Origin of the sequence: uncultured Nocardioides sp., from assembly GCF_947488025.1 — a bacterium.
GTDB lineage: Bacteria > Actinomycetota > Actinomycetes > Propionibacteriales > Nocardioidaceae > Nocardioides.
This window is the reverse complement of record NZ_CANKYS010000001.1, coordinates 642,526-658,623: the sequence shown is the minus strand read 5'-3', so window position 1 is coordinate 658,623 and position 16,098 is coordinate 642,526. Positions and strand designations below refer to the sequence as shown.

Here is a 16,098-nt window from a genome sequence, read left to right as displayed (position 1 = left end):
CGTTCACCCCTGGGGGTAGCGTGGCGGTCGATGACCGATGTCGAGGTGCTCGCTCCGCGTGACGTCCCGCTCGGGGGCCCGCGTGCGATGCGCGTACGACGTACGCTCCCGCAGCGCCACCGGTCCCTGATCGGCGCCTGGTGCTTCATCGACCACTACGGCCCCGACGAGGTGGACGAGACCGGCGGCATGGTCCTCCCGGCCCACCCGCACACCGGGCTGCAGACCGTGAGCTGGCTCTTCGACGGCGAGCTCGAGCACCGCGACTCCGTCGGCAGCCTGGCCACCGTGCGCCCCGGCGAGATCAACCTGATGACCGCCGGCCGCGGGATCAGCCACACCGAGGTCTCCACGCGCGGCACCACCACGCTCCACGGCGCCCAGCTCTGGATCGCGCTGCCCGACGACAGTCGTCACGTCGAGCCCCGCTTCGAGCACTTCGCCCCCGACCCGGTCCGCGGGCCGGGGTGGGAGGCCCGGGTCTTCATCGGCTCGCTGCTCGGCGCGAGCTCGCCCGTCGCCGTGCACACCCCGCTCCTCGGGGCCGAGGTCATGCTCGCCCCCGGCAGGAGCCTCGAGGTGGAGGTCGACCCGACCTTCGAGCACGGCGTCCTGCTCGACGTGGGCACCGTCGACGTCGACGGCCAGGAGCTGGCACCCAGCGACCTCGCCCACCTCCCGCACGGGCGGACCACCGTCACCCTGACCGCGCAGGAGGAGGCCCGGCTGCTCCTCCTCGGCGGGCCGCCCTTCGGCGAGCCCATCGTGATGTGGTGGAACTTCATCGGCCGCAGCCACGACGAGATCGCCGGCTACCGCCAGGAGTGGCAGGACCAGATCGCGGCAGGTGGCGGCCCCGACGACGTCGTGGCCGACGGCCGGGAGGTGTCCGCGGGCCGCTTCGGCACGGTCGACCTCGACCTGCCGCCCATCCCCGCCCCGGTCCTGCCCAACGTGCGGCTCAAGGAGCGGCGCTGAGCGGCGCCGGTCCCGTCGTCGGCCCTGACGGGGTGGCGCGCTGCCCCTGGGGGGCGGGTGACCCCGTCAACCTCGCCTACCACGACACCGAGTGGGGCCTGCGCGTCGACGGCGAGGCCGCCCACCTCGAGCGGCTGACGCTCGAGGCCTTCCAGTCCGGCCTGTCGTGGCGCACGATCCTCGACAAGCGCGACAACTTCCGCGCCGCCTTCGCCGGGTTCGACGCCGACGCGGTCGCCGCCTACGACGACAGCGACGTCGTACGGCTGATGGCCGACGCGGGCATCGTCCGCAACCGACGCAAGGTCGACGCGGCGATCACCAACGCGCGTGCGACGGTCGACCTGCGCGACCGTGGCGGGCTGGAGGCGTTCATCTGGTCCTTCCGGCCCGAGCCAGGTCCGCCGCCGCGCACCACGGCCGACGTGCCCACCACCTCGGCCGAGTCGGTCGCCCTGTCCAAGGCGCTCAAGAAGGCCGGCTTCGCCTTCGTCGGCCCCACCACCATGTACGCCCTGATGGAGGCCGTCGGCCTCGTCGACGACCACCTCGAGGGCTGCCACCGGCGCGGGTGCGCCGACCGCTGATCCCTCCCGCCGCGCCGGTGCAGTCCGTAGGCTGCCCCGCTATGACGCGCGTGCACGCCTTCTCCGCCGACGACGCCCTCGCCCACCTCGACGCCACCGGCCTCGTCGAGGCCCTGCGCTCCGGGCTGGTGTCCGTGCCCGAGGTCGTCGAGGCCGCCATCACCCGCACCGAGCAGGTCGACGCCGCCCTCGGCGCGGTGGCGTACGCCGCCTACGACCGCGCCCGCGCCGAGGCGCGCCACCCGCGCGGCGGCTGGTTCGCCGGCGTGCCGACGTTCGTCAAGGACAACGTCGACGTGGCCGGCATGCCGACCCAGCACGGCTCCGACGCCTTCACCGCGCAGCCCCAGCAGGCCGACGGCGACTTCGCCCGGATGTACCTCGCCACGGGGCTCATCCCGCTCGGGAAGACCCAGCTCTCGGAGTTCGGCTTCTCCGGGGCGGCCGACCACGTGCGCCTCGGGCCGGTGCGCTCGCCGTGGAGCCCCGACCACTACGCCGGCGCCTCGTCCGCCGGCTCCGCCGCCCTGGTCGCGGCCGGGGCAGTGCCCATCGCGCACGCCAACGACGGCGGCGGGTCGATCCGGATCCCGGCCGCGGTCAACGGTCTCGTCGGCCTCAAGCCCACCCGCGGTCGCCTCGCCCAGGACCGGATGATGCGCGACATGCCGGTGCGGATCGTCTCCGACGGCGTCCTCACCCGGAGCGTCCGCGACACGGCCGCGTTCTATCGCGAGGCCGAGAAGGTGTGGCGCAACCCGCTCCTCGCTCCCGTGGGCGACATCACCCGGCCCAGCCGGGCCCGGCTCCGCGTCGCGGTGGTGACCGAGGGCATCGGCCGCTCCTGCAGCCCCGAGGTGCGCGAGCTGACGCTGCGCACCGCCGCGCTGCTCGAGCAGCTCGGCCACCACGTCGAGGAGGTCGACAACCCGGTGCCGGACAGCTTCCCCGAGCACTTCGTCCGCTTCTGGTCGATGCTCGCCCTGGCCATCGCGCGCCGCGGCAAGAAGGACTTCGGGCCCACCTGGGACCCGACCAAGCTCGACAACCTGACCCTCGGCCTGGCCCGCCACGCGGCGCGCAACCTGCACAAGCAGCCCTTCTCGATCGCGGTGCTGCGGGGCTCCCAGCGTCTCGCCGCGCGGCACCGGGCGTCGTACGACATCACGCTGACGCCGACCCTCGCGACCGAGACGCCGCGCGTCGGGCACCTGCGTCCCGACCAGGACTACGACGAGATCATGGGCCGGCTGATGGACTGGGTGGCCTTCACGCCACTGCAGAACGCGACCGGTGAGCCGGCGATCTCGCTGCCCCTCGCCACTACCGCCGCCGGGCTGCCGCACGGCATGATGCTGGGCGCCGGAGCGGGCCGCGAGGCACGCCTCCTGGGGCTCGCCTACGAGCTCGAGGAGGCCGTCGGATGGCCCCGGATCCACGCCGATCCGGGCGTTGCCTGAGCCGATTTCTCATCGTGGCGGGGCGTGTGTATCGTTCTCCGTCGTTGCCCCTTTAGCTCAGTCGGCAGAGCGTCTCCATGGTAAGGAGAAGGTCTACGGTTCGATTCCGTAAAGGGGCTCTGGGTCGGTCCTCCCTCCGGGGTGGTCCTTCCTCCGCGGCGGGGTAGCTCAGGTGGTTAGAGCACACGGCTCATAATCGTGGTGTCGCGGGTTCGAGTCCCGCCCCCGCTACCACCCGAAATCGCAGCAGCCTCCGCACCACCCGCAACCCAAGGATCTCCTCATGGCCAGCAAGAGCTCTGACGTTCGCCCCAAGATCACGCTCGCGTGCACGGAGTGCAAGGAGCGCAACTACATCACCAAGAAGAACCGGCGCAACGACCCCGACCGGATCGAGCTGAAGAAGTTCTGCCCGCGCGACCGCCGGCACACGATCCACCGCGAGACCCGCTGACGCCGTTCTTCGTCACACCCGACCCGTCCGAGTACTCGGACGGGTTGTCGTGTTTGTAGGCCCTGGTTTCGACGCGCGGTCGCGAGCTCGCAAGCTCGCTCGCGCGCTTGCTCGACCTCCCGCCCCACGCCGCGCACTCGTCCCTCGTGCCCGGCTAGTGTCGTGACATGCCCGTCGACCCCTCGCTGGTGGGGCGTGAGTTCCCCGCGCCGGCCCCCCTGTCCGTGACCCCCGAGCGGGTCAGCGCCTTCGCCGCTGCCGTCGGCCACCCGGGGGAGCCCGGTGACGCCGTCCCGCCGACCTTCCCGATCGTGCTCGCCTTCGACGCGATGCAGGCCTTCCTCGACGCCGAGGCGATCGACCTGCACCGCATCGTGCACGGCGAGCAGCGCTTCGCCTACGCCCGCCCGCTGGCCGTCGGCGACGAGCTCGCCGCGACCCTCACCGTGACCGGTCTGCGGCAGATCGGCGGTGCCGACATCATCGCCACGGCCAGCGAGATCACCGACGCCACCGGAGCGGTCGTCTGCACCGGCAAGGCCACCCTCGTCCACTCCGCCGGGTCGGAGGCGGGCCAGTGATCGCCGGGGACGTGCTCGGGACCAGGACCTTCACGGTCACCCGTGCCGACCTCGTCGCCTACGCCGACGCGAGCGGCGACCACAACCCGATCCACCAGGACGAGGACGTCGCCCGCAGCGTCGGCCTCCCCGGGGTGATCGCGCACGGCATGTACACCCTCGCCCTGGTCGGCCGCGCGGTCGCGGAGTGGACCGGCGGCGCGGAGGTCGTCGACCTCGGGGCGAAGTTCACCAGCCCCGTCGTCGTACCCGCCGAGGGCGGTGCGGAGGTCGTCGTCGGCGGCACCGTGAAGTCGGTGGCGGACGGACTCGTCACCCTCGCGCTCGAGGTGACCTGCGAGGGCCAGAAGGTGCTCGGCATGCCGAAGGCCGTCGTGCGCGAGGCCACCGTCCGTGCCTGACCTGCGCGACCACACCACCCTGCGCCTGGGTGGTCCCGGCCGCGAGTGGGTGCGGGCCACCACCGAGTGCGAGCTGGTCGCCGCCGTCGCCGACGCCGACGCTGCCGGCACGCCCGTCCTGCTGCTGTCCGGCGGCTCCAACCTGGTGGTCGCCGACGAGGGCTTCGACGGCCGGGTGGTGCAGGTCGCGACCACCGGCGTCGACGCCGACACCGACACCTGCGACGTGGACGCCCTCGCCCAGTGCGGGGGCGTGGTGCTCACGGTGGCGGCAGGCGAGGACTGGGACGCGCTGGTGGCGCGGGCCGTCACCCACGGGTGGGCCGGTATCGAGGCGCTGTCCGGGATCCCCGGAGCCGTCGGCTCGACGCCGATCCAGAACGTCGGCGCCTACGGCCAGGACGTCTCGCAGACCATCTCCCGGGTCCGCACGTGGGACCGCGTCGACCGCACGCAGCGCACCTTCGCCGCCGCGGACTGCGCCTTCGGCTACCGCCACAGCCGCTTCAAGGCCGAGCCCGGGCGCTACGTCGTGCTCGAGGTGACCTTCCAGCTGCGGCAGGGCGACCTGTCCGAGCCGGTGGCGTACGCCGAGCTGGCGCGCCACCTCGGCGTCCAGCCGGGCGAGCGGGCCCCGCTGGCGGCGGTGCGCGACGCCGTGCTCGCCCTCAGGGGCGGCAAGGGGATGGTCCTCGACGACGCCGACCACGACACCTGGAGCGCGGGCTCGTTCTTCACCAACCCGTTCCTGACCCCCGAGCAGGCCGCCGCGCTGCCCGACGGCGCCCCGCGCTGGGACCAGCCCGACGGCTCGGTGAAGTCGAGCGCCGCGTGGCTCATCGAGCACGCCGGCTTCGGCAAGGGCTACGCCAGCGCGGCCGCGGGGGACCGGGTACGGCTGTCCACCAAGCACACGCTCGCCCTCACCAACCGCGGCGGCGCCACCACCGAGGAGCTGCTCACCCTGGCCCGGGAGGTCCGCGACGGGGTGCGCGAGCGCTTCGGGGTCACCCTCGTCAACGAGCCCGTGACGGTCGGCTGCTCCCTCTGACCCCAGGCCTCGGCGGCCCACCTGTCAGCACGTGCGGCGGATGTGGCCCTTGGAACGGCGGATCCGGGGCCACTTCCGCCGCACGTGCGCGGTCCTGGGCTCATCCGGTATCTAGGGACGAAACTGTGGGCGGGGGACCCCTTTTGCCGCCAGATCGTCCCTAGATACCTCGTGGGGAGGCTCAGGCGAGCCAGGTGGCGATGTCCCGCTTCGCCGCCGCCACGACGTCGGACGGTGCCTGCGAGGCCTCGAACGACATCAGCGCCAGCCGGGCCAGCGTGGCGTCGTCGAGGTCGTGGGCGGCGCGCATCGTGGCGTACTGACCGGCGAGCCGGGAGCCGAAGAGCAGCGGGTCGTCGGCGCCCAGCGCGACCGTCGCGCCGGCGGCGAGGAGCTGCGGCAGCGGCACCGAGGTCAGGTCGCTGTAGACGCCGAGCGAGACGTTGGAGACCGGGCAGACCTCGAGCGCGACGCCGGACCCGACGAGCCGGTCCAGCAGTGCCGGGTCCTCCGCGCTGCGTACGCCGTGCCCGAGGCGGTGGGCGCCGAGGCGGTCGAGGCACTGCCGCACGTGGTCGGGCCCGCGCAGCTCGCCGCCGTGCGGCACGAGCAGCAGACCGGCGCGCTCGGCGATCCGGAACGCCCCCTCGAAGTCCTCCGTGCGCCCACGGCGCTCGTCGTTGGACAGCCCGAAGCCGACCACGCCCCGGCCCGCGTACTGGGCGGCCAGGCGCGCCAGCGTGCGGGCGTCGAGCGGGTGGCGGGTGCGGTTGGCGGCGATGACGACCGCGATGCCCAGCCCGGTGCGCTCCGACGCGTTGCGCACGCAGTCGAGGACGAGGTCGGTGAAGGCGGTGATGCCGCCGAAGCGGGCGGCGTAGCCGCTGGGGTCGACCTGGATCTCCAGCCAGCGACCGCCGTCGCGCACGTCGTCCTCGGCCGCCTCCAGCACGAGGCGGCGTACGTCGTCGGGCGTGCGCAGCACCGAGCGCGCCACGTCGTAGAGGCGCTGGAAGCGGAACCAGCCCTTCTCGTCGGCGGCGCTCAGCCGCGGTGGCCAGTCCTCGACCAGCGAGTCGGGCAGCGCGATGCCGTCGCGCTCGGCCAGCTCGAGCAGCGTGCCGTGCCGCATCGACCCGGTGAAGTGCAGGTGGAGGTGGGCCTTCGGGAGCCGGGACACCTCGCGGCGCTGCTCAGCACCCTCCGCCGGCCCTGCCCCCGCACCTGCCATGCCCGCATCGTAGGGGGACCCGGTGCGCGTCCCGCTCGGCCGGTGGGGTGCCTCGGTTCGACTGGGACCGGGGCCGCCCCGTATGCTTCCGGATTGGTGGTTTCGCCACATGCTTCGGCATGCCCCCAGTGATGGGGACGAGGCCACCGGAGGGCACTAGCTCAACTGGCAGAGCATCGGTCTCCAAAACCGAAGGTTGGGGGTTCAAGTCCCTCGTGCCCTGCGAGGAACACTGCACAGCAACAACGAGAAGGTGGATGACGTGGCTGACGGCAACGCGGTTCAGGACCGGCGCGACTCGCGCGGCGACGACCGTGGGCGCACCAGCCCCGCCACGTTCCTGCGCCAGGTGGTGGCCGAGCTCCGCAAGGTGGTGTGGCCCACCCAGCAGCAGCTGATCACCTACTTCTTCGTCGTGCTGGTCTTCGTCGTCGTGGTGATGGCGCTCGTGACGGTCCTCGACCTGGCTTTCGGAAAGCTGGTCTTCGAGGTCTTCACCGGCGGCAGCAGCGTCCAGTGACGACGGGGGAGACAGTTCCCCGCCCCCAGCTACGAACTACGGAGTGAGACGTGTCTGACAACCATGACGTGGACCAGGTCGACGACCAGGTCGAGTCCGTCGACGAGGTGACCCCCGAGGACGCCGACGCCGACGTCGTCGAGGACACCGAGGACGTGACCGACGAGGCCGGTGACGACGCCCCTGAGGTGTCCGACACCGAGGCCGCCGACCAGGAGCCGGTCGACGAGGAGTCCGCCGACTCCGACGAGGAGTCCACCGACACCGCCGCCGAGGACAACGACCCCCTCGAGGCCTTCCGCCGCGAGCTGTGGGCCAAGCCGGGCGACTGGTTCGTCGTGCACACCTACTCCGGTATGGAGAAGCGGGTCAAGCACAACCTCGAGAACCGCATCATCTCCCTCAACATGGAGGACTACATCCACGAGATCGTGGTCCCCACCGAGGAGGTCGCGGAGATCAAGAACGGCCAGCGCAAGATGGTCACCCGCACCGTCCTCCCCGGCTACGTCCTGGTCCGCATGGACCTCACCGACGAGTCCTGGTCCGCCGTGCGCCACACGCCGTCGGTCACCGGCTTCGTGGGCCACAGCCACCAGCCCGTGCCGCTGAGCATGAGCGAGGTCGAGGACATGCTCGCGCCGGCCGTCGTTGCCGTCGCCGAGGCCGAGGCCGCCGCCTCGGGCGAGAAGGGTGCCTCCACCACGCCGCGCAAGCCGGTCGAGGTCGCCGACTTCGACGTGTCCGACTCGGTCATGGTGGTCGACGGTCCGTTCGCCACGCTCCACGCGACGATCACCGAGATCAACGCCGAGTCCCAGCGCGTCAAGGCCCTCGTCGAGATCTTCGGCCGCGAGACGCCGGTCGAGCTGTCGTTCTCGCAGATCCAGAAGGTCTGAGTCCCGAAGTCCGAGCTTGCGAGGACTTCGCAGGACGAAGAGGTTGAGGAGCGTCGACGTAGACCCGAGCGGAGCGAGGGATTGCGTGACGCGTCTTGAAACCCACCTGAGCGGCTTGATTTCATCGCTGGCCGTGCAGAAGCGACAATGAAGTAGCAACAACCCGTGGCAGGGGGCAGGTGCCCTCGTCATGACCACACGAGAGAAAGAAGAAGGCAATGCCTCCCAAGAAGAAGATCGCCGCACTCGTCAAGGTGCAGCTGCAGGCCGGTTCGGCCACCCCGGCCCCGCCGGTCGGTACGGCGCTCGGCCCGCACGGCGTCAACATCATGGACTTCTGCAAGGCCTACAACGCCCAGACCGAGTCCATGCGCGGCAACGTGATCCCCGTCGAGATCACCATCTACGAGGACCGCACGTTCGACTTCATCACCAAGACCCCGCCGGCCGCCGAGCTCATCAAGAAGGCTGCCGGGCTTTCCAAGGGTTCGGGCGTCCCGCACAAGGACAAGGTCGGCAAGCTGACCAAGGACCAGGTCCGCGAGATCGCGACCACCAAGCTGCCTGACCTGAACGCCAACGACATCGACGCGGCCATGAAGATCGTCGAGGGCACTGCGCGCTCGATGGGCGTCACGACCGACTGACACGTGGGAGAGCCGCGCTGGCTCGCTAACCACATCCTTCGCACCAGAGAATCGAGAAGACAATGCAGCGCAGCAAGACCTACCGCGCGGCCGCCGAGACGTTCGACAAGGACGAGCTCTACGCGCCGCTGGCCGCCATCAAGATCGCCAAGGGTGGCTCCAAGAAGAAGTTCGACGAGACCCTCGACGTCGTCATGCGCCTGGGTGTCGACCCGCGCAAGGCCGACCAGATGGTCCGCGGCACCGTCAACCTCCCGCACGGCACCGGCAAGACCGCCCGTGTCCTCGTGTTCGCCAACGCCGACAAGGCCGACGCCGCCCGAGAGGCCGGCGCCGAGTTCGTCGGTGGCGACGAGCTGATCGAGAAGGTCGCCGGCGGCTGGCTCGACTTCGACGCCGTCGTCGCGACGCCCGACATGATGGGCAAGGTCGGCCGCCTCGGCCGCGTCCTCGGCCCGCGCTCGCTCATGCCCAACCCGAAGACCGGCACGGTGACCCCCGACGTCGCCAAGGCCGTCACGGACATCAAGGGCGGCAAGATCGAGTTCCGCGTCGACCGCCACGCCAACCTGCACTTCATCATCGGCAAGGCGTCCTTCTCCGAGGCCCAGCTCGCGGAGAACTATGCCGCTGCCCTCGAGGAGGTGCTGCGTCTCAAGCCGGCCAGCTCCAAGGGTCGCTACATCAAGAAGATCACCGTCTCCACGACGATGGGCCCCGGCATCCAGGTCGACCCCAACCGCGTGAAGAACGTCGCGTCGGAGGACGAGGCCGTCCAGGCCTGATCCACCGCCGCCTGACCGGCCCGGTCGCCCCCTCGGGGCGGCCGGGCCGTTCTGCTTCCCGTTCTGCTTCCCGCGGCCGTACGCCGTTTGGCTGGGGGTGCATCGGGTAGAACGTCAGTGGCACACCTGCCACCCGAACCGTCGTACCACTCGTCCCAGGAGACACACATGCGCGTCACGCCCCTCGCCCGCCGCCTCGGCTCTGCCGCCCTGGTGCTGACCATGGGGGTCGGGCTCGCCGCGTGCAGCGACGACTCCGGCTCCGGCGAGTCCACCAGCTCGGCGACCGACGAGAGCAGCGACGCGACCACCGACGAGGCGGCCGGCGGCGAGGAGACCGAGGAGCCTGCCGAGGCCTCGCTGGCCGAGCTGTCCGCCGACGAGTTCTATCCCGCCGTCATGGAGGCCATGCGCGAGGCCGAGACCTTCGCGTTCGAGACCACGTCGGGCTCCGCCGGCCAGACGCAGACCATGACGGGCCAGGCCCGCTTCGGTGCCGACGGCGTCGAGATGCAGGCCTCCAGCACGGGCGCGCAGGCGATGGAGATGATCCTGCTCGGCAAGGCGATGTACATGAAGTCGCCCGACCTCGGCACCGGCGACAAGTGGCTCAAGATCGACCTGAGCGACCCCAACTCGCTGTTCGGGATGATCGGCAAGGCGACCGATCCCGAGGTCATGTTCAAGGCCATGGAGGCGCCGAAGAAGCTCGAGCTCGTCGGGTCCGAGGACGTCGACGGCGTCGAGGCCAACCGCTACCGGATCACCCTCGACCCGACGCAGTACCTCAAGGCCATGGAGTTCCCGGCCGCGATGGCCGACATGCTCCCCGACGAGCTCGTGACCGAGATGTGGGTCGACGCCGACGACCTGCCCCGCAAGTTCACCCAGACCATGCAGATCCCGGCCGTCGGCGGCGGCAAGCCGACCACCACGACCACCGAGGGCACCTACTCCGACTTCGGCACCGACGTCGAGATCGAGGAGCCCCCGGCCAGCCAGGTCACCCAGCAGCCGGGGATGTGAGCGACGGCGGGCGGGTCGCCAAGACTGACACGGCCCCTCACTCCCGGAAGACCCGCTCGTCGATCAGCTGCTCCTTGACCTCCGAGCCCTCCGGCTCGTAGCGGCCCTGGTCGAAGCGGGTGCGGAACTGCAGCACCGCTCCGTCGCGACCGAATCGGTTCTTCTCCACCGTCAGGACGGCGTAGTCGCGGAAGCGCTCGGCGTTGCCGAGGTCGTAGGTCAGGTGGTGGCGGGCGACGATGTCGAACTTGTTGTTGAGCACCAGCACGACATCGGCCTCGTAGGCCAGGGCGCTCGAGCCGCGCAGGTCGTTGGCCCGCATCCGCTTGCCCGAGCGGAGGGCCTCCTTGTCGGCCGCGGCGATCGCGAGGACCGGCGCGCTGATGTCGATGGCGAGGTCCTTGAGGCCCTCGACGATCTCGGTGGTGCTGGACTCCTCGTCCTCGTGGGCCGACTTCACCTTCTGCAGGTAGTCCACGACCACCAGCGGGGTCGTGCCCGAGAGCTCGCGCACGGCGTCGATGGCGTTCTGGATCGCGGCGAGGTCGGTGCGTGAGCCGGTGGAGCGGTGCACGAACAGCATCTCGGAGTACTGCGCGACACGGGTCAGCGCCTCGACACCGGAGGGGACCGACTCCAGGCGGTGCTCCAGGGAGCTGACCCACAGGTCGTCGAAGATGGACCTGATGCTGGTGACCCGCACCTGGTCGGAGTCGTCGAGCTCGCCGGCCTCCATGGCGATGAGCTTCTGCGTCAGGTCCTCGGCGTCGTGCTCGTAGGAGAAGTAGAGGACCGGGCGGCCGGTGGCGGCGTTGTTGCGCGCGACCTGGAGGGCGAACGTCGACTTGCCGAGGCCCTGAGGTCCGGCGAGCAGCACCAGGGAGCCGGCCCGCATCCCGCCCCCGATCAGGGGGTCGAGGCCCCCGAAGCCGGTCTTCCAGAGGCGCCCGGCCGCGTTGCGTCCGGTGAGCATGCGTTCGTCGCTACGGGCCAGGGAGGCCCCCACGGTCATGAGCTGGTGATCCACGGGGCCATTGGACCAGTGATGGGCGGCCGGGGTGGGGCGATTGCGCGGTTTGCGGGCCGACCCCACCGATTTGTCTGGTCCGCGCCCCGGCGCGTACTGTTCCACTCGAAACCAGAGACCGCAGGTTGTCACGAGCTCCTCGCTCGTGACCGAAGGTCCGCAGCAGCGGGCGGCCGGCGCAGGATTCAGAGCAGCGGCTCCGGCCGCACCCACGCCCTGAGCCTGTGCTCAGGGCGTTCGTCGTCTGTGGGCCAGATGCCGGTGGTCAACCCCGGAAGGAGACCCATGGCGCGGCCAGAAAAGACTGCCGCCGTCGCAGAGATCGTTGAGTCCTTCAACGGCTCCGCCGGCGCTGTGCTGACCGAGTACCGCGGGCTCACCGTGAAGCAGCTGCAGGACCTGCGGCGTGCCCTCGGCGAGAACGCCAACTATGCCGTGGTCAAGAACACGCTTGCCAAGATCGCCGCCACCGAGGTGGGCATCGAAGGCTTCGACGACCTGCTGACCGGCCCCACCGCCATCGCCTTCATCAATGGAGACGTGGTCGAGGCCGCCAAGGGTCTGCGTGACTTTGCCAAGGCCAACCCCGCCCTTGTGATCAAGGGTGGAGTCCTGGACGGCAAGCCCCTCGACGCTGCCGAGATCGCCAAGCTGGCCGATCTCGAGTCGCGCGAGGTGCTCCTGGGCAAGATGGCGGGCGCGATGCTCGCCAGCCTCTCCCAGGCCGTCTACCTGCTCAACGCGCCGATCGCCCAGGCCGCCCGTCTCGCGGGTGCGCTGCAGGCCAAGGCCGAGCAGGACCCCTCGATCCTCGCAGGTGGTGCCGGTACGCCGGCTGCTCCGGCTGCCGAGGACGCCCCGGTCGAGGAGGCCCCCTCTTCGGAGGAGGCCGCCGAGCCCGCGGCGACCGACGAGGCTGCCGAGCCGGCCGCCGAGTCCACCGACGCCTGACCAGGCCGACGTACACCACCTACAGAACACATCGGGCGAGCGTGTCGCTCCGCGCCACGCTGCCGCCCACTGACGAAAGGTTTGCCATCATGGCGAAGCTCAGCACCGACGAGCTCCTTGACGCGTTCAAGGAGATGACCCTCATCGAGCTCTCCGAGTTCGTGAAGCAGTTCGAGGACACCTTCGGCGTGACCGCCGCTGCCCCCGTCGCCGTGGCCGCTGCCCCGGCCGCCGGTGGCGCTGCCGGTGGCGACGCCGCCGAGGAGAAGACCGACTTCGAGGTCGTCCTCGAGGCCGCCGGCGACAAGAAGATCAACGTCATCAAGGAGGTGCGCGCCCTGACCTCCCTCGGCCTGAAGGAGGCCAAGGACCTCGTCGAGGCCGCGCCCAAGACGATCCTCGAGAACGTCGACAAGGCCGCCGCGGACAAGGCCAAGGAGGCCCTCGAGGCCGCCGGCGCCACCGTCACCGTCAAGTGACGCTCCGCTGGTCCGTGGGCTAGCACTCGCTGCACCGCAGCAACCGTCGAAGGGCGGTCACCCCAGCAGGGGTGGCCGCCCTTCGGCTGTCCTGGCCCCGCCGTCAGCGCCTCAGGGCCGCTGTCAGGGCGGGGTGGTGCCGTCGTCCTCGAGCAGCCCCGACCGGTGGGCCCACGCGATCGCGCGGGCCCGGTCCCGCAGCCCGAGCTTGTCGAGGACGCGGCCGAGGTGGGTCTTGACGGTCGTCTCGCCGAGATAGAGGTCGGCTGCGATCTCGGCGTTGGACAGGCCCAGCCCGACCAGGCGCAGCACGTCGGTCTCCCGCGGGGTGAGGAGGTCGAGCTCGGGTGCGCGCCGCCGGGCCGCGGGTGCGTGGCCCAGCCTCCTGATCACGCCGGGGACGACGCTCGGGTCGATCACCCCCTGCCCCGCGGCCGCCCGGCGCACGGCGTCCAGCATGGCCTCCGGCGGTGAGCTCTTCAGCAGGAAGCCGGCGACCCCGCGCCGCAGGGCCTCGTCGACGACCTCGTCCTCGTCGAAGGTCGTGAGCACCACGACCTGCGTGCCCGGCACGTCGGCGAGCACCTCCCGCGCCGCGTCGAGCCCGTTGAGCCGGGGCATGCGCACGTCCATCAGCACGACGTCGGGTCGCAGGTCGCGGACGACGCGGACGGCGTCCTCCCCGTCGACCGCCTCCCCGACGACCTCGAGGTCGGCCTCGCCGTCGAGGAGCAGCCGCAACCCGGCCCGGACCATCGCCTCGTCGTCGGCGACCACGACGCGCAACGTCGTACCGCTCACCGCGGCACCGCCCCGGCAGTCGGAGCGGCAGTGGGCACCGAGGCGGGCACGGCAGTGGGCAAGGTGGCGGCCAGTCGGTGGCCACCGTCCGGGGTGGGGCCGGCGACGAGGTCGCCACCCAGCACGGAGACGCGCTCGCGCAGTCCGGCCAGCCCGTGGCCGCCGTGGGCAGGATCGCCCACCGGTGCCTCCGCGTGCCGGTCGGGCGCCGCGTTGTCGACGGTGACGCGGACCTCGCCGGGACGGACGTCGACGCGTACGACGACGGGCGCCCCGGGCGCGTGGCGCAGGGCGTTGGTCAGGCCCTCCTGCGCCACCCGGTAGGCCGAGATCGCCACGGCTCGCGGGACCGTCGAGGCATCGCCCGACGTCTGCAGCTCGATGACCGCCCCGGTGCGGCGCACCTCCTCCACGAGGCCGGGAAGCAGGTCGAGCGACGGCACGGGAGCCAGCGTCGCGGACTCCCCCTGGCGCACGATGCCGACGATCCGGCGCAGCTCGTCGACGGCCTGGCGGCCCAGGCCCTCGGCGCGCAGGAGGGTCTCCTCCTCGACCGACCCGGGCTCCTGCCGACGGCGTACGACCCCGACCTGCAGGGTCATCACGCTGACGGTGTGCGCGACGGCGTCGTGGAGCTCCCGCGAGATCCGCGTGCGCTCCTCGGCCACCGCCACCTCGGCCTGCTTCTCCCGCTCGGCGTGGAGCTCGGCCGCGAGGGCGGCGAGCTCGGCGGAGCGGAGCTGCTCCCGCCGCAGCAGGACGCCGACAGCCCACGCCGGTGCGAGGATGAGGGCGAAGAAGACGAACTCCCAGACCGACTCGCCCTCGATGACGAGGCACAGCGGTGGGACGACGGCCGAGACGCCGTAGGCGACCAGCGCCGGGACGCGCGGAAGCAGGTAGGCGGCGTTGCCCACGAGCAGGACGCAGGCGATCAGCTGCGCCCCGCCGACCATCGGGAGGCCGGAGGAGCTGATCAGCTGGGAGGCGACCATGGTCGCGTTGAGCAGCACGACGCCGACCAGCGGGAACCACCGGCCGAGCGCCACCGAGACGCCGGTGAGCAGCGCGGCGAGGACGGTCACGGGGGACAGGGCCGCGCCGGGGCCGCCGTAACCGGCCTCGAGGAGCGCCGCGATCGCGACGACAGTGGCGACCACGAGATAGGCGGCGGTGCGGCGGGCCGTGCTGTCCATGCGCTCACTCTAGGGAGCGGTCGGCGCTCCCGGGGTCGTCCGCGCAGACGACCCGGTGTCCTCCCGGCGGAGGACCCCGAGCTGCGGGGAGGGGTCCGTGAGGGCGGCCGTCACGGGCTCCGCGGCCGATCCACGGCACGTCCTCCACGGCGAAGACTTCGAGGTGTCAGACCACCACCTCACCGAAGGACAGATCGTGACCAGCTCACCCACCGCGACCACCCGTCACGCCGCCGAGACCACCGCGCGGTCCACCGATCAGCCGGCAGCCGCCGGCCAGCCCGGCCTGCTGGGCGCCCTCGGCGGTGTCGCCCTGGCGTCGTCGTCGCTGCTCTTCGTCGCCGGGGCGGCGACCAGCCCCCCGCAGGACGACGGCAGTGCCGGGGCCTACATCGAGTCCCTGGGCGCGGACCCGTTCCTCACCGGTCTCTCGGCCAACCTCTTCCACTACTCGTGGGTGCTCGCGGCGTTCGGGGCGATCGCCGCGATCGGCCTGGTCCGCGGACGCCGGGGACGGATGCTCACCGTCCTCGGCGGGCTGGCTGCGGCGTTCGGCTCCATCCAGTTCTCCGGGTTGCTCTACAGCGACTGGGTCCTGCCCGCGTTGGACCACCAGCTCCCGGCCGCGACCGCGGTCTCGGTCTTCGAGGAGGTCACCGGCGCTCCCTCGGTCGCGGTGTGGCTGCTGTCGGCGAAGGTCTTCGCCCTGCTCGGCTTCCCGGTGCTCTACGCCGGGCTGGCCCGCGCCGGCGTGATCGCCTGGTGGCTCGTGCCGCTCAGCCTGCTCCCGATGATCGCCTTCGGCGTCGTCGGCGGTCCGATCGGCATCGGGCTCGCCCTGCTGTGCTACGCGCCGTCGTACGTCGTCGGCTGGCGCCTGGTGCAGCGCAACCGGGTCGGCGCCTGACCCCCACCCGTCCGGCGGCCGCCACTCGCCGTGGCGGCCGCCGCTCGGGCGTCCGATGCCACTTCTCCTCGGGTGGTCGACGGACTACCATGAGGCGCATCTGATGCGCATCATGAA

The 16,098-nt window shown here is 71.6% G+C and carries 19 protein-coding genes and 3 tRNA genes; 18 read left to right on the top strand and 4 right to left on the bottom strand.

Translation table 11 applies throughout. The annotated features are described in order from the left end of the window. Positions 1-30 precede the first annotated feature (30 nt). The 9 genes from Q1B24_RS03065 (at position 31) to Q1B24_RS03025 (ending at position 5,512) form a co-directional block, all read left to right on the top strand. Entirely contained in the window at positions 31-978 is a 948-nt protein-coding gene (locus tag Q1B24_RS03065; RefSeq protein WP_299923079.1) for a pirin family protein, read from the top strand. Positions 979-1,010: 32 nt separating this feature from the next. Continuing rightward, positions 1,011-1,565 carry a DNA-3-methyladenine glycosylase I gene (locus Q1B24_RS03060; RefSeq protein WP_299923077.1) on the top strand — a complete coding sequence of 185 codons (555 nt, stop codon included), beginning with the start codon at positions 1,011-1,013 and terminating at the stop codon, positions 1,563-1,565. A gap of 41 nt (positions 1,566-1,606) precedes the next feature. Next, positions 1,607-3,025: an amidase gene (locus Q1B24_RS03055; RefSeq protein WP_299923075.1), complete on the top strand. Its 1,419-nt coding sequence runs from the start codon at positions 1,607-1,609 to the stop codon at positions 3,023-3,025. Between the two features lie 46 nt (positions 3,026-3,071). Next, a tRNA-Thr gene (locus Q1B24_RS03050) sits at positions 3,072-3,144 on the top strand. 38 nt (positions 3,145-3,182) lie between these two features. After that, a tRNA-Met gene (locus tag Q1B24_RS03045) sits at positions 3,183-3,259 on the top strand. A gap of 49 nt (positions 3,260-3,308) precedes the next feature. After that, positions 3,309-3,479 carry a 50S ribosomal protein L33 gene (gene rpmG / locus Q1B24_RS03040; RefSeq protein ID WP_056907127.1) on the top strand — a complete coding sequence of 57 codons (171 nt, stop codon included), beginning with the start codon at positions 3,309-3,311 and terminating at the stop codon, positions 3,477-3,479. A 167-nt stretch (positions 3,480-3,646) separates the two neighbouring features. Further along, entirely contained in the window at positions 3,647-4,060 is a 414-nt protein-coding gene (locus Q1B24_RS03035; RefSeq protein ID WP_299923073.1) for a MaoC family dehydratase N-terminal domain-containing protein, read from the top strand. Then, positions 4,057-4,461, top strand: a complete 405-nt coding sequence (locus Q1B24_RS03030; RefSeq protein ID WP_299923071.1) for a MaoC/PaaZ C-terminal domain-containing protein — start codon at positions 4,057-4,059, stop codon at positions 4,459-4,461. Before Q1B24_RS03035 ends, Q1B24_RS03030 begins: the two co-directional genes overlap by 4 nt. After that, complete coding sequence (locus tag Q1B24_RS03025) at positions 4,454-5,512, top strand: UDP-N-acetylmuramate dehydrogenase (protein WP_299923069.1); 1,059 nt, start codon at positions 4,454-4,456, stop codon at positions 5,510-5,512. Before Q1B24_RS03030 ends, Q1B24_RS03025 begins: the two co-directional genes overlap by 8 nt. 181 nt (positions 5,513-5,693) lie before the next feature. Here the strand turns inward: Q1B24_RS03025 and Q1B24_RS03020 are convergent, their stop codons facing one another. Beyond that, the gene (locus Q1B24_RS03020; RefSeq protein ID WP_299923066.1) at positions 5,694-6,743 is read right to left on the bottom strand and encodes an adenosine deaminase; all 1,050 of its coding nucleotides are present in this window, start codon (positions 6,741-6,743) and stop codon (positions 5,694-5,696) included. Between the two features lie 150 nt (positions 6,744-6,893). Between Q1B24_RS03020 and Q1B24_RS03015 the strand changes: the two genes are divergently transcribed. The 6 genes from Q1B24_RS03015 to Q1B24_RS02990 all read left to right on the top strand — a co-directional run bounded on the left by Q1B24_RS03015 (position 6,894) and on the right by Q1B24_RS02990 (position 10,620). Next, a tRNA-Trp gene (locus Q1B24_RS03015) sits at positions 6,894-6,966 on the top strand. Between the two features lie 39 nt (positions 6,967-7,005). Continuing rightward, a complete protein-coding gene (gene secE, locus Q1B24_RS03010) occupies positions 7,006-7,263 on the top strand; it encodes a preprotein translocase subunit SecE (RefSeq protein ID WP_299923064.1) in 258 nt (85 codons plus the stop codon). A 50-nt stretch (positions 7,264-7,313) separates the two neighbouring features. Continuing rightward, the gene (gene nusG, locus Q1B24_RS03005) at positions 7,314-8,162 is read left to right on the top strand and encodes a transcription termination/antitermination protein NusG (protein ID WP_299923062.1); all 849 of its coding nucleotides are present in this window, start codon (positions 7,314-7,316) and stop codon (positions 8,160-8,162) included. A gap of 218 nt (positions 8,163-8,380) precedes the next feature. Then, a complete protein-coding gene (rplK, locus tag Q1B24_RS03000) occupies positions 8,381-8,809 on the top strand; it encodes a 50S ribosomal protein L11 (protein ID WP_056907132.1) in 429 nt (142 codons plus the stop codon). 62 nt (positions 8,810-8,871) lie between these two features. Further along, on the top strand, positions 8,872-9,594 hold the full coding sequence (rplA, locus tag Q1B24_RS02995) for a 50S ribosomal protein L1 (protein WP_299923057.1): 723 nt from the start codon (positions 8,872-8,874) through the stop codon (positions 9,592-9,594). Positions 9,595-9,762: 168 nt separating this feature from the next. Continuing rightward, positions 9,763-10,620 (top strand): hypothetical protein, encoded by an 858-nt coding sequence (locus Q1B24_RS02990; protein ID WP_299923055.1) that lies wholly within the window; start codon positions 9,763-9,765, stop codon positions 10,618-10,620. Positions 10,621-10,657: 37 nt separating this feature from the next. Here the strand turns inward: Q1B24_RS02990 and Q1B24_RS02985 are convergent, their stop codons facing one another. After that, a complete protein-coding gene (locus Q1B24_RS02985) occupies positions 10,658-11,647 on the bottom strand; it encodes a DnaB-like helicase C-terminal domain-containing protein (protein WP_299923053.1) in 990 nt (329 codons plus the stop codon). Positions 11,648-11,932: 285 nt separating this feature from the next. Here Q1B24_RS02985 and rplJ point away from each other — a divergent pair, with 285 nt between their 5' ends. Both rplJ and rplL read left to right on the top strand, forming a co-directional pair. Continuing rightward, positions 11,933-12,598, top strand: a complete 666-nt coding sequence (rplJ, locus tag Q1B24_RS02980) for a 50S ribosomal protein L10 (protein WP_299923051.1) — start codon at positions 11,933-11,935, stop codon at positions 12,596-12,598. An 89-nt stretch (positions 12,599-12,687) separates the two neighbouring features. Next, complete coding sequence (gene rplL / locus Q1B24_RS02975; RefSeq protein WP_299923049.1) at positions 12,688-13,077, top strand: 50S ribosomal protein L7/L12; 390 nt, start codon at positions 12,688-12,690, stop codon at positions 13,075-13,077. A gap of 123 nt (positions 13,078-13,200) precedes the next feature. Here the strand turns inward: rplL and Q1B24_RS02970 are convergent, their stop codons facing one another. Next, the gene (locus Q1B24_RS02970) at positions 13,201-13,878 is read right to left on the bottom strand and encodes a response regulator transcription factor (protein ID WP_299923048.1); all 678 of its coding nucleotides are present in this window, start codon (positions 13,876-13,878) and stop codon (positions 13,201-13,203) included. Further along, on the bottom strand, positions 13,875-15,074 hold the full coding sequence (locus Q1B24_RS02965) for a histidine kinase (protein ID WP_299923047.1): 1,200 nt from the start codon (positions 15,072-15,074) through the stop codon (positions 13,875-13,877). Before Q1B24_RS02965 ends, Q1B24_RS02970 begins: the two co-directional genes overlap by 4 nt. 196 nt (positions 15,075-15,270) lie before the next feature. Here Q1B24_RS02965 and Q1B24_RS02960 point away from each other — a divergent pair, with 196 nt between their 5' ends. Then, a complete protein-coding gene (locus tag Q1B24_RS02960) occupies positions 15,271-15,981 on the top strand; it encodes a hypothetical protein (protein ID WP_299923046.1) in 711 nt (236 codons plus the stop codon). The last annotated feature ends 117 nt before the right edge of the window (positions 15,982-16,098 follow it).

What these genes read in the sequence shown, in the direction of transcription:
- Q1B24_RS03035 (WP_299923073.1), top strand. Translation starts at nt 3,647, where the DNA reads ATGCCCGTCGACCCCTCGCTGGTGGGGCGTGAGTTCCCCGCGCCGGCC.
- Q1B24_RS03055 (WP_299923075.1), top strand. Translation starts at nt 1,607, where the DNA reads ATGACGCGCGTGCACGCCTTCTCCGCCGACGACGCCCTCGCCCACCTC.
- Q1B24_RS02990 (WP_299923055.1), top strand. Translation starts at nt 9,763, where the DNA reads ATGCGCGTCACGCCCCTCGCCCGCCGCCTCGGCTCTGCCGCCCTGGTG.
- Q1B24_RS03020 (WP_299923066.1), bottom strand. Translation starts at nt 6,743, where the DNA reads ATGGCAGGTGCGGGGGCAGGGCCGGCGGAGGGTGCTGAGCAGCGCCGC.
- rpmG (WP_056907127.1), top strand. Translation starts at nt 3,309, where the DNA reads ATGGCCAGCAAGAGCTCTGACGTTCGCCCCAAGATCACGCTCGCGTGC.
- Q1B24_RS02965 (WP_299923047.1), bottom strand. Translation starts at nt 15,074, where the DNA reads ATGGACAGCACGGCCCGCCGCACCGCCGCCTATCTCGTGGTCGCCACT.
- rplJ (WP_299923051.1), top strand. Translation starts at nt 11,933, where the DNA reads ATGGCGCGGCCAGAAAAGACTGCCGCCGTCGCAGAGATCGTTGAGTCC.
- Q1B24_RS03065 (WP_299923079.1), top strand. Translation starts at nt 31, where the DNA reads ATGACCGATGTCGAGGTGCTCGCTCCGCGTGACGTCCCGCTCGGGGGC.
- rplA (WP_299923057.1), top strand. Translation starts at nt 8,872, where the DNA reads ATGCAGCGCAGCAAGACCTACCGCGCGGCCGCCGAGACGTTCGACAAG.
- rplL (WP_299923049.1), top strand. Translation starts at nt 12,688, where the DNA reads ATGGCGAAGCTCAGCACCGACGAGCTCCTTGACGCGTTCAAGGAGATG.
- rplK (WP_056907132.1), top strand. Translation starts at nt 8,381, where the DNA reads ATGCCTCCCAAGAAGAAGATCGCCGCACTCGTCAAGGTGCAGCTGCAG.